The following is a 12,968-nucleotide window of genomic DNA, read 5'->3' as shown; positions in this document are numbered from 1 at the left end:
TATTATATAATCACTTGAAATTCCTCGCTGCCGGAAAAATCTCGCCCTGTATTGCTTTTGTAACCTGCACCCGTTTATCCTTGGTTTTATAATCCTCTGCCGGATGCTCGTCTGCCCTGGAAGGGGTAAGCACATCGGGATCACCACCCCCCGGCACATTAAGTTGCCGCAGTAGCCCGGACATATTGTAAACATGCCTTACAATAACATGGGTTACCTCACCCTCTCGTTGCAATTTGCCTTCTACCATAAGTAATTTGGATTGTATAATCTCTTTGCGGTACTTATCAAACAGCTTTGGGAAAACAACCAGGTTGGCAATGCTTGTTTCATCCTCAATGGTGATAAAACAAACCCCGGTCGCCGTTCCTGGCCTTTGCCTTACCAGGATAAGACCGGCTACCCGTACCGGTGTACCGTCTGGCCAAAGGTCTAGCTCTTTGGTGGTCAGGATACCTCCGGCAAAGAGTTGTTTTCGAACAAAGCTGACCGGATGCGCCTTCAAGGAAAGTGAGGTGGTGCTATAATCCTGCAACACATGTTCCGAAGCTGTCATTACAGGTAAAGACACTGGCTTTTCGTGATCACTTTCCGATGGCTGCCCGTCAAACAAACCAACAGGACGGTCATTTAACGCAGAAACTTCCCATAAGGCTTGACGGCGGTCAAGGCCAATAGACCGGAAGGCATCGGCATCAGCCAACCGCTCCAATGTGGCTATAGAGACACCAACGTCCAATAATACGTGAATACTGGTATAGGCTTTATGCCTTGCCGATACCAATACCTGCATATCATCCTCCCGTAATCCTTTTACCTGGCGAAAACCAAGCCTTACCTTGTAATATTTGCCGGTACGCGCTTCAAGGATATTGTCCCAGTGGGAGTAATTAATATCGACCGGCAGCACCTCCACGCCATGTTTCTTCGCATCAATAACAATCTGGGCCGGTTGGTAGAAGCCCATCGGCATGCTATTAAGTAATGCGGTAGCAAAAATTTCCGGATAATAGTACTTCAGCCAGGAAGATATGTAGACCAACAAGGCAAAGGAAGCGGAATGGCTTTCGGGGAAACCATAGCCTTCAAAGCCCTGAAGCTGCTTAAAGACCCGTCTTGAAAAATCTTCCTCATAGCCACGGGCCACCATGCCATCTACCAGTTTCTTTTCATATAGGTGCAGCTTACCATTGGCTTTAAAGGATGCCATGCTACGCCGCAATTGATCCGCTTCGGCAGGCGTAAAGCCTGCTGCAACAATAGCTATCTCCATAGCCTGCTCCTGAAAAAGCGGTACCCCTAACGTTCTGCCGAGTATTTCTTCGAGTTCTTTAGAGGGAAATACTACAGGTTCTTCCCCGTTCCTGCGGCGCAGGTAAGGGTGCACCATATCGCCCTGGATCGGCCCAGGCCGCACAATAGCCACTTCGATCACCAGGTCATAAAAGCATTTGGGGCGTAAACGCGGGAGCATCGACATCTGCGCCCGGCTTTCGATCTGGAAAACACCGATCGTATCGGCATGGCTGATCATCTCATAAACCTTCGGATCATCCTGCGGGATATTGGCAAGGGTAAGGTCAAGGCCATAATGATCTTTAGCCAGATCGAATGCTTTACGGATCATGGTGAGCATGCCGAGGGCCAATATGTCTACCTTCAGAATGCCCAATGCCTCCAGGTCGTCCTTGTTCCATTCCAACTGTGTCCGGTTTTCCATTCGGGCGTTGAGTATCGGGCATATATCAGAAAGCAGGTTATCAGTGATCACAAAGCCACCGGTATGCTGACCTAATTGGCGGGGAAACCCTTTATATTGCTGCGTTAGTTCCAATACCTTTATCAGATGCCCGTCATTAGGATCAAAGCCTTCACTTGAACCGGATTTTCCCTCCAGCCATTCTTGTGTAAGCTCATATCCTGATTTAGACAAGCGGTCAACCGCATCAACAGATAAGCCCATTGCCTTGCCCACATCACGCACCGCGCCCTTCCAATGTAGCTGTGTTACCGTTGCCACAATCGCCGCGTGTTCCCGTCCATAGTCTTCATAGATGTACTGGATAATTTCTTCCCGGCGTTCATGCTCGAAGTCCACGTCGATATCCGGCCATTCCTCGCGGGCGTCCGACATGAACCGGGAGAAGAGCAATCTGGATTTCATAGGGTCTACAGCCGTAATGGCTAAACAATAGCAGACCGTTGAATTGGCAGCAGAGCCACGGCCCTGGTAGAGAATCCTACGTGCCTGTGCCTCCTGGGTATATTTGTACACCCGCAAGAAATAAGGGGCCAGCTTACGCCTTTCCAGAAAAGCAAGTTCAAACGCAAGCTGTTTTTTGACCTTATCCGGAATGACAGCACCATATCGCTTATGTGCGCCTTCCCAGGTAAATTGAACTAAACGTTGCTGCGGCGTAAGCCCGTCAATGATCTTCTCTTCCGGTTCGATATATTTCAGGCTGTCCAATGAAAAGGTACAGGCAGACACGATCTCTTGTGTCCGTGCAATGGCATCCGGATACTGCCGGAACAAACGGATCATTTCCGGGATCGGCTTCATATACCGCTCCGCATTCTGGAACAGCTTAAAACCGGCATTATAGATCGTACATTTCTCACGGGTGCAGGTTACAATATCCTGTAACTCGCGACGGTCACGGTCATGATAATGGATATCGTTTGTCGCCACCATTGGGATACCTGTTTGCTCCGATAGCTGGCTAATACGAAAAAGGCGTTTTATATCGTCAGCCTGGTACGAGCGGATCGCAGCAATATAAAGCGCTGAACCCAACGCTTTCTTATACTCTATAAGCGATGCTTTAAAATCCTCATCGAAATCAAAGCGGGCATTTAAGTTATAGGGGGGAGTAACAATAAACTTAATCCCTTCGGCATACTGGTACACATCTGCCTTGTATAAATGGCATGCTCCTTTTTCCGTACGAAGATTGCCTTCTGTAAGGAGTCCCGATAGCCTGGCATAAGCATCCCTGTCAGTAGGGTAAGCAAGGAGGCTTGGGCCATCAAGTAAATTGAGACGGCAGGCTGGTATTAACCGGATACCTTTTGCCTTCGCCTCAACATGTGCTCTGACAATGCCGGCCATTGTATTATGATCGGTAACCGCAATTGCGGTATAACCCAGGGCAGCCGCTTGCTGCACCACTTCTTCGGGATGGGAACCACCCCGAAGAAAAGTAAAATTGGTCGTTACCTGTAACTCTGTATAACTCATCTTTCCTTCTTTTTATTCAGGCAAAAAATCCATGTAAAAACCATTCGGGGTTATCGGCCCCATAATGCCCCAGGCGAAACAACCAGTAACGCGACCCGCTTTCATCTTCGACGGTGTAGTAATCCCTGTGCTCACCCTGCTGGAGCCACCATTCCTGCTCTATGCGTTCCGGCCCGTCTGCCTTACTGATCTTATGTATCTTCCCTTTGTAGCGAAAGAGCATTGGCGGATAATCCGGTATGGGAGCGGTTACCTCAATGTGTTCTGGTCGCGGCAAAAGATTGATAGGGCGCGGCAGATCGCTTCGCCAGGCCAGGGGATTTTTTTCTTGCAAAGACGCAGCCAGTTTTACGGACCGCTCCGGCCAATGGTGTTCATCGGGCAGGTAACGATGAATGGTATCCATGCCTACCCGTACCCCGATGCGGTCAAGTAAATTCATGACCACTTTATACTCCGAACCCTGGGTAATGTTCCATAAGGTTTCTTGCTCCTGGGTGAGCGCTTCCACAACCGGCGCTTCCAACAAGAACAGTTCAATGCCTAACCCTGGTTTTATGGTACTGATCTTTAACTCAAAGAGCTTAAACAAATGGGCTACACTTCGTGCGGGATAATTAGTGCCTATTTCTATCTGTTGCATCTTGCCATCTATCCGGTAGCCTTTTAGAATGGCCTTGCGAAGACCTTTGCCTTCCTGTAACAAGCGCAGGCATAAGGTTTCCAGGAGCCTTTTCAGGGCAATTTCAATGCCTGTAGCAGTGCGGATCGGCTCCAGGCAAGGCAAACGTTCCTGATAAGGTTCTACGGGTTGTATGGAAACAATAGGTTCCTTTACTTCGCCCAAGGCCTGGGCCAGCCTGTCTAATAGCAATTGACCAAAGCGCCTGCGCAAGGTGCTGCGGGGCATGGTCATAAAACTCCGTATCTGGTAAAGTCCCAATTTGTGCATCCTATCCAGTATAGCCGGTTCCAGTCGCAAGGCAACCGGGGGCAAGGGAGCGAGGGCCTCTGCTTGCGCCCCTTGTTCGATAATGGCCTTGATCTGCCCATAGCGGGAAATGGCCCAGGCAGTACCAACAGTATCGGCTATTGCAGCACGTACCTGGTAACCGGAGCTTTTAAATTTGGTAATGATCTCTTTGAGGTAAGCGCGTTCCCCGCCCCAAAGATGTGCGCAGCCGCTGATATCAAGTATCAGCCCATCAGGCAGGTCAATGGCTACAATGGGCGTGTACCGGATACACGATTCTGCTAGGGCATTCAACAGCTTGCCCGCCCTTTCCGGTTCATCTTCAAATACCTGCAAGGAGGGAAGGATGGCCCTTGCATCGGCGACCACTGTACCCGGTTCAATACCTAAAGCCTGGGCAGAAGCACTCGCCGCTTTGATGATCTTACGGCCACGCTCAGGGGCTGCCAAAACAAAAGGGATGTCCTGCAGTTCCGGTTTCAGGAGGCTAAGCCAGTCGGTCGTTAAATGGCGGAACCATATGCTGATAAATCGCTTTTCCATACTACCCGGTTTGTTGCATTACTATTTTTGATACCGGCGCAGGCTGGCTTAAATGCTGGAAGTAATTATTCGCCCATTGAAACTGCCAGGTACCGGGTTTACCATTGCGGACCTTTAAAAGCTCCACATTCCAGCGGGGGTACCCAACACCAGGCATATCCTCTTCGAGCGCACTGGTAAGCGAGCTTATCTTCCAACGGGCAACGCTGGTCGTATTACCGATCTTATCCGGATGATAGCAGCGCAGCATTCCCGTTACCCGGCTTTGTTCCACGGCAAGCTGGAGGCGGCGGGATTCCATAAAGCTGATCTCGCTTACTTCGCCTACCACTGCGGAGAGCGCATCACATTTTAATGCTTCTTCGATGGTCCATAACACATCCTTTTCTTTTACCAGGTCTATGAAAATGATCCGGTCAGGATCGACACCAAATAGCTTTAAAGCAGGAGGGAAGAGCGTCCGCTTGGTGCCAATCCATAAGCAGGGGCCGCCCTGCGCCATCAGCCTGCTTAAGAGTCCGGCCATAAACCCGGTGGTGGCCGCTGCATCTTCAGCTATAGGACTTAAAAATTCATGAATGACACCGGTAGGAAATACCTTGTTGGGAAAAGCGGCCTCTAAAGGGCCAAGGCCGGTACTTACCTGTTGTGCTGTAGGTTGCCGGAAGCCTTGCATGGAAAGGATCTGCTGTTGTAGTTTTTCTACGATCTCACTTTTTGTCGCTGCACGTTCCATGATAATTAAAATTAAATGCCTACATTTGACACTATTAATGTCAAAGTGTTGACATCAATAATAGCAATAGGAAATGAACACTCCAAAAATATTTTTCGGAAGCAACCTGAAATTTTTGCGAGAACGCAAAAAAATGAGCCAGGAAGAGCTATCTTTTGCATTGGAAATCAAACGCTCCAAACTGAGCGCAATAGAAAACGGGCAAACAAAATCTCCCCCGTTTGAAGATGTTATTAACCTTTCGGAATATTTTAAGATCAGCATTGACAGTTTACTGAGAATAGACCTTTCCAGGCTAGGCGAATTGAAACTCCGGGAACTGGAGGCCGGAAACGATGTCTACATGATGGGAGGCAACCTTCGGGTACTGGCGATAACGGTGGATAAGGACAACAAAGAGAACGCGGAGTATGTACCGATTAAGGCAAAGGCAGGTTATAGGGCCGGGCTTAATGATCCTGAATACGTTGGCACTTTACCCAAATTCACGTTACCAAACCTGCCCATAGGATGGACCTACAGGATGTTCCCGACCACTGGCGATTCTATGCTGCCCATACCGGAAGGTAGCGATGTAATCTGTCGCTATATCCAGGACTGGGGCAGCATCAAGCCGCAAACAGTATGTATTGTTATTTTAAAAGCAGAACAGGACTTTGTATTTAAGCAGGTGACCTTGCAGAATAATGGTTTGCTCCTTGAATCTCTAAATACCCAATATCAGCCTTATATCGTGTCAGTCTCTGACGTCCTGGAACTCTGGGAATTTCAGCGTTTCGTTTCTGAAACTATACCTGACATATCACCCGACCTGCAAACTATAGCAAAGGCTTTAAGGGAAATACAAGGTGATGTTACCTTTATTAAAGAAAAAAGTAATTAGGCTGTTGCCAACCAAACATTCAGTGTGTACAATAGAAAAGATATGTTATAATAATTTGGTACATTATTAGATCATTTATGACCAGAATTTTATAAAATTGTAAAACCAGATCAGGGCAATAATCCTACTGCAATAATTTAACTTAACCTCTTATCTCATTTCAGTGTTCAATAAAGCTTCCTACAGAATTCTATTAATCGTAATTCTGGGCTGCAGCGCCCTAATCGTTTTTAATGCATCACTCAATGTAACATTGAATAATGTGCTAGTTGAACACTTATTCTCGAAAATTGAAAGCAACGTCCTTACCAACACGTTGATCATTATTTCCAGCATAATGATTTTCACTTGGTTTTGGATCGTAAGCGACCTTGAATATAGAGTAGGCTTTGCTGAGCTAATCTTATTATTTTATCTGATTCAACGGTTCAATCCTTATTGGCGGTTTACTCCGGCAATGTTTTATGATCAGGTTTATCTATGGGATTTCATTGTTGCCTCTATCGTGTTGCCCAGAATAAAGGTATTATTCTCGTTAAAAAAAGGTGATAGAGAAAGTATTCCAGAAAGTAATGCTGGATTTGTTGAAGAAAGGCCGATAGGAGAAATAATTGAAGACAGTTTTCAACGAAATGTGGTTGCCAAGCAAATTGCATCTTTAATATCTGAAACGAAAAATAGAAAATCTTTTGCGATTGGTATTCTAGGTGAATATGGAAGTGGCAAAACTTCCTTTATTAATCTTATTAAACTCAATTTAGAAGGATCGGCGCAAATGATCGATTTCAATCCTTGGAGTGCTGAAAATACGCCAAACATTCAAAAAGATTTTTTTGATCTTATGGCCAACCATCTAAGTAAAACTGACCCTAAGCTTTCTCATCTTATTCTTAGTTATTCCCGCAAGCTTCGAGAGGTGGATACCTGGGCTGAGAAAATTTACAAAAGAATCGGTTTTCTAAGTAATTTATTTTATACCGATGGTTACAATGACGACCACAAGACGATCGACGAGATATTAAAAAAATCATCAAAAAAAATTGTAATTGCTATTGATGACCTTGATCGCTTATACAGTACTGAAATTATTGAAGTACTTAAGCTAATCAGAAATACTGCAAGTTTTTCGAACGTAGTTTTTATTGTAGCCTATGAAAAGGGGTACGTCCAGGAGGCCATTAAAAGCTTAAATATCAAAGCAACAACAAGTTATCTTGATAAAATAATGCAATTGGAAATCCCATTACCTAAACGCGAAGAAGATGATCTGCTTAATCTTTTAAGGAAGTATCTGGAAAAAATCTTAATTCCAGCAGACCTGACCACTCTCGAAAAAAGGGTTATTCGATATGGATTCAAGAATTTGTTCGACCTAAGTTACAAAACTGTCTTTCGTCATTCCAGGGATGTAATAAAATTTATCAACTCATTTGTTATCCCTTATCGTTTATTAGGTGAAGAGGTTCTTTTTGAAAACCTCTTCGTACTGGAATTACTTAAATTCAGATTTCCCATAGTCTATGATCTGTTATACAATAATTCGGAGAAATTTATAAGAATAGTCCCTGTTAGAGCAAGTCATAGGGAAAAGTTTGAGCTTCTTCTGGTAAAAGACGGTGACAGGGAAAGGCCGGCAGCTTTGGATTTCCTGGATGGAGATTATTCTAATGAAGATAAAGTTCTTATTGGCGGATTATTAAGTAACCTTTTCAGTAGCTTCACTGAGAATGACACAAAAAACTCTATTATAAATCCCCTGTTTTTTGAAAGGTATTTCCGATTTAGGCTTGGCAACGAAATATCTGAGAGGGAGTTTCAGATAGCAATTAAAACAGGATTAGAGAAAGTAAAGGAATATATAGATAACTGTTTAGAGAAAAAGCTGCATGTTCAGATATTGACTAGATTATTTCAGGAGAAGTCAACTGCCAGGGATGAATTTGAGCTAATTATTAGCGGTATTTTTTACCTAGGTCCTAAATACCTTGAGTACAAAGGATATAGGTCTTTCGATAACCAGTCTTTGATAGATATGATATGGGATTATGAAGGCTTGGTAACTAAGAAATTTTATAAAGATATCCCCACCGCATACCAGCAATTTTTAAAGGGATTATTTGAGAATGCACCCAGTCCATATAACTTTCATAACCAATTAATCTATGATGTAAAAATGGGCAATCAAAAGATAGGGTTAGAAAATGATGAACTCGTCTCTTTTCAATTGCGCTATCTCATCGATTACATAGATAGGTATGGATTTACCAAGGACGGATTATGGTTGATGTGGGGTATTCGGGAGCATTACAATACACCAGGACCAGAACCTGGAAAGATTTATAAGCATTGGCGCTTTGAGCTTTCCATAGTAGAATATTTGCGTAAAGCACTTCAGGAAAAGGACCCTACCCAATTTTTGTCGGATAGTATCAAAACCGAGATGAGGGAAAAGGGCATTGCGTGCATCCATCCGGAAATACTTGCGATCTTTGAAAATGAAGATGATTTAAGAAAAGTCGCAGAAACCAATAGCTTTATCGCTGAGGATGTTCGTTTAGAATATCTCGATTTTTTTGACCGGTGCAGGTTAGAAGATTTTGATGAATATATAGTCTACGATTTCAAAACTATACTGAAGCCCAAAAGGTCTGGCGAGTCAGAAGATGAATCATAATTATATAGCTTAGAATACTTCGTTTAAACGATATAATAAGCCAAAAGAGAAACAATATAAAAACGAGATCATATACCTGATTACCACATGGACTACAAGAGTAAAGCTATCAAATTCAGTCGATTACTTTGATATCAATAGAATATCTGAAGGTACAGCTCAGCATTTGCTTAATCTGCTATATGGTTATCAGCTCAAAGATTTAAATAAGTTGCGACAGGAATTTGTTATTGATTGTGTTTGGCAATCAGAACGTTCATTAAGGGAGTCAAATTACGGGAACAAGATAGCCGACGTGAAAACTGTTACCATGTCTAAAGTTTTTTCAAATGAAATAGCGCAGTTATGTAGAATATCTTTGCAAAAGCCTGGCTATAAAAAAAACGTCGTTGGCAATAAAAAGGAGGATGAAATTGCATTACACTCCCTAGCGTTATTGGAAAGATATAGGGATTTCTCTGATCTCCCTCTTTTACGAAAACTATCCAATGACTCCGTTTTAGGGGAGAGTGCTGTCAGAGCTATTAAAACGCTTGGAGCCTGATCTAGTCTTGAAAAATACTATAATCAAATTCAAGTCCGGCATTTTCGTTAATTCTAAGAAATGCCAATTGTATATCTGTCCTCATGAGATTTTCAAGTAGTTTAGGAGATGGATGCCTCCAAATCCCACCCCATGTTTTTTGTATGCCATAGTTGATGAATCCAAAAGCGTGAGCCGGAATGAGTTTCAAAAGTGTTTGGTCTGCATTTCTTTCTGCTCCATGATGCGGTATTTGAAACAACCAGAACTGGTTCCAATAATACTCATACCTTTTTTTGAATGCATCTACGTCTTTTTCTTTCAATAGAAATGAATCAGACGTGAGCAATGTATTAGGAACTTGTAAGGAATTGTATGGTGATTCTATTTCAAAATTTTCATGCCAGGTCTTGTTCAGCGTATTTTCTTCTACATTTGATCCAACGGAATTATTTTTCGCAATCCCAGCAAATTGAAAGTGTGCAAGTATTTTTTTAGGACGGGCTGCATTACGAAGATTCCTATATAGTGCTTTGGGATTATGGTGCAGGAGACAAAGTGCTGTTGTGTTCATGTCGGTAAGATCAGATACATTTATTGAAATCCCTTTTATTGTCTTGGCTGCTTTCTTAAAAAGATCCTTTACTTCTTTCGCTGAACTGACCTTTTTTACCGCACTAATGATTTCATCGATTGTTGGCTTTTCAGGTTCTTTAAATTCCATGGCGTGATGCTGTATAAATAGTTCATAAACTTTTTTGAAGAACGCGGTATCAGCAGTACCAATTTGCTTCCGATAAAACAGGAAGTCCATAATTGAAATATCATTAATGGCTACCGACCCTTTATGGGAGTCCTTAACTCTTTTTTGTTCCTTTGTACCTCTTGCGTCTTTATGTTTTTTTTGAGAAATCACCTGGTTTAAAGGGAAACCAAAAGTAATTTCAGATTGATTTATGTCTCTACCCGGCTTAAAGTCCGTTTCTTCCTCTATACCAAAAGGAGTAGGATCAGGGTCGCTCTCAACAAGGATCAATTCTCCTTCGTTCCCCAAATATCTAAGCAAACTATTAGGATCTAAAATATCAGTTAAGGTCTGATCATCCATTTCGTTGGCCTTGCCCCGTTTTTGGTATGCTTTCGCTCTTAATGCAAGCACTAATCGTTCTTCTAAGGAAATAAAAGGCGCTATGATCTTCTTTACTTGAACTTCCTTTAGGAGACGTGGTAGAAAATTGATATGATCTTCGTCAAAATGAGAGATGATGAGCAAATCCAAAGTCTTTTCCACGCTGGGAAAATTATGTCTTAAATATTGATCAACTTCAACTTCAGCGTTCTTCTTGTTTAAACTGCCACAATCAAAAACGAACCTAAATGGTTTCACAGCATTTGGTGACTTAATAGTACAGGTATAAAAAAAGCCTTGTCCGACTGGGTGCAATTTGAAGTACTGATTTAGCAAGGTATTAGGCATAAGAGGTATGGGGTTGAGGTTAATTCGAGTACTAATATAGAATATTATAGCTTTTAACTCGGCATTGTCATTCGTTTTTTCTAGATGGGGATTCATGTTGAATAAAGGTGTATTCATTTATCATTTCAGTGGATTCAGTTTATTCCAAGGCGGTTTGTTCTATATCAAGGGCATCTGCTGTCTAATTTTAGGGTACACATTTACAGAGAGTTTTCTCTGCTAATTACCCTACCTATGAAACGCCTCGGAACAAAAATTCTTCTTCTTTATTTACCTGCTGTTGACCTGCTTCGGCATCCTCCTTAATGTATAAAAAGCAGTAATGATGCTCTTCAACCTTTTATCCAACTCAAAACTTAAACAGTATTATGAATCCACGAAAATCCAAACATCATGAAAAAAATATACCTGGCAGCACTCGCAATCCTATGGATTGGAGCTGCTTTTTACGCCTGCAAAAAGGCTAATGAAAGTAATGGTTCTTTTAATGGTCCTGGTGGCCGTTCTTCCGGGCCAAATGCCTTACTGGCCTGTACCTATGAAACTCTTTCCGGAAATATAACGGCTAACAGGACACTGTCTAATACTATTATTTATAAGCTGGATGGCTGCGTTACGGTGAAGTCTGGTGTTACCCTGACGATCCCGGCAGGCACTGTCCTTCAGGGAATGAAGGCGCCGACAGCAGGTGGTAAAAGCTTTCTTATTGTAGAAAGAGGTGGGAAATTAAATGCAATAGGAACAGTAAGCAATCCTGTCATTTTCACTTCGGACCAAGCTCCGGGTAGCCGACAGCCAGGCGACTGGGGTGGGCTTCGCGTTTTTGGACAAGCCAATAACAATAATTCCAATTCCTTGAATGTAGACCTGGGATGTGCTACTTATGCGGGAGGGGGAACGAATAACACGGATAATTCTGGTAGCATTCAATATGTACAACTCCATTACGCGGGGGCAGTTGCAAATACCAATGATATTTCCAGGGCTGCGTTATTGCTCAATTCTGTAGGAACCGGAACAACCGTGGATCATATTCAGGTTACCAATCCTTTAAACGACGGACTGGCCGTTTTTGGCGGGAAAGTAAAACTGACCAATATACTCAGTTATAATGCGCAGCGGATGGATTACCAATTGTCTTACGGGTACCAGGGAAATATGCAGTTCATCGGAGCAATGCGGCTGGATGCCGCTGCAGCGCCGCCAACTGCTGCCTATGGGTTAAACATCACTAATCAGCTTACCGGGGTTTCTACCAATACGCCTTTAACCATGCCTGTGATCAGCAACCTGACTGTAATGGGACCCAAATATTGCGGATCAACGACTGTAAACGCCAATTTCCAATACGCTGTGCGGTTTTTCAATAATGGCGCGGCAAAGATTTACAACTCAGTCATTTCATCCTGGAACGGAAGAGGAATCATATTGGAAGGCCCTACGTCGGTCGCACAAACTTCGTCCAATAATTTGGAATTCTCTTATAATTCGCTCCATAATGCTACTACTACGCCATATGCCTTTACCTCGCCACTGTCCTGGTCTGCTTCTGGCGGTTGCGGAACAAGTATCGCCAACTGGATCACCGGACCTACACCTTCCTGTAGCGAAACCGGTAACGAATTTAGCGTTGCAACGTTAGGTTATGATGGGTCATTTTGCAGTAACTATTGTGCAGCAGGATTTAGCCAGAATTTCATCTTAGGTACAACATCTCTTAGTGCGCCGAATTATTCCTGGGATACCAGTAGTGCATTCAGTCAAGTAAACTATAGAGGGGCATTCGGATCAACCGATTTTAGCCAGGGATGGACTGGCTGGTGTCCACAAAATACCGTGTACTGTCAATAATTAAAATCTAAAAGGCATCCGGTAGACACCGGACGCCTTTTAACCAAGCAACGCACAATTAAGCGGA

The 12,968-nt window shown here is 43.3% G+C and carries 7 protein-coding genes and 1 pseudogene; 4 read left to right on the top strand and 4 right to left on the bottom strand.

Features of this window, described 5'->3' with window-relative positions:
• Positions 1 to 10 precede the first annotated feature (10 nt).
• Genes R2S08_RS09900 through R2S08_RS09890 form a run of 3 tightly spaced genes read right to left on the bottom strand, consistent with a single transcriptional unit; the run spans position 11 to position 5,493 of the window.
• Positions 11 to 3,241 carry an error-prone DNA polymerase gene (locus R2S08_RS09900; RefSeq protein ID WP_316835026.1) on the bottom strand — a complete coding sequence of 1,077 codons (3,231 nt, stop codon included), beginning with the start codon at positions 3,239 to 3,241 and terminating at the stop codon, positions 11 to 13.
• 16 nt (positions 3,242 to 3,257) lie between these two features.
• Positions 3,258 to 4,757 (bottom strand): DNA polymerase Y family protein, encoded by a 1,500-nt coding sequence (locus R2S08_RS09895; protein ID WP_316835025.1) that lies wholly within the window; start codon positions 4,755 to 4,757, stop codon positions 3,258 to 3,260.
• A 1-nt stretch (position 4,758) separates the two neighbouring features.
• On the bottom strand, positions 4,759 to 5,493 hold the full coding sequence (locus tag R2S08_RS09890; protein WP_316835024.1) for an Error-prone repair protein ImuA: 735 nt from the start codon (positions 5,491 to 5,493) through the stop codon (positions 4,759 to 4,761).
• Between the two features lie 73 nt (positions 5,494 to 5,566).
• Between R2S08_RS09890 and R2S08_RS09885 the strand changes: the two genes are divergently transcribed.
• From R2S08_RS09885 to R2S08_RS28885, 3 genes and pseudogenes are all read left to right on the top strand, one after another.
• A complete protein-coding gene (locus tag R2S08_RS09885; RefSeq protein WP_316835023.1) occupies positions 5,567 to 6,376 on the top strand; it encodes an XRE family transcriptional regulator in 810 nt (269 codons plus the stop codon).
• Between the two features lie 337 nt (positions 6,377 to 6,713).
• On the top strand, positions 6,714 to 9,050 hold the full coding sequence (locus R2S08_RS09880) for a P-loop NTPase fold protein (RefSeq protein ID WP_316835022.1): 2,337 nt from the start codon (positions 6,714 to 6,716) through the stop codon (positions 9,048 to 9,050).
• A 61-nt stretch (positions 9,051 to 9,111) separates the two neighbouring features.
• A pseudogene (locus R2S08_RS28885) lies at positions 9,112 to 9,594 on the top strand (SMEK domain-containing protein); the annotation flags it as partial.
• Between the two features lies 1 nt (position 9,595).
• Here R2S08_RS28885 and R2S08_RS09875 read toward each other — a convergent pair.
• The gene (locus tag R2S08_RS09875) at positions 9,596 to 11,167 is read right to left on the bottom strand and encodes a hypothetical protein (RefSeq protein WP_316835021.1); all 1,572 of its coding nucleotides are present in this window, start codon (positions 11,165 to 11,167) and stop codon (positions 9,596 to 9,598) included.
• Between the two features lie 276 nt (positions 11,168 to 11,443).
• Here R2S08_RS09875 and R2S08_RS09870 point away from each other — a divergent pair, with 276 nt between their 5' ends.
• Positions 11,444 to 12,901, top strand: coding sequence for a hypothetical protein (locus R2S08_RS09870; RefSeq protein WP_316835020.1), 1,458 nt, complete (start codon positions 11,444 to 11,446; stop codon positions 12,899 to 12,901).
• Positions 12,902 to 12,968 lie beyond the last annotated feature (67 nt).

This window comes from Pedobacter nutrimenti (assembly GCF_032678445.1).
Classification (GTDB): Bacteria; Bacteroidota; Bacteroidia; order Sphingobacteriales; family Sphingobacteriaceae; genus Pedobacter; species Pedobacter nutrimenti_A.
The sequence above is the reverse complement of the archived record's forward strand: the minus strand, read 5'-3'. Positions and strand labels throughout refer to the sequence as shown.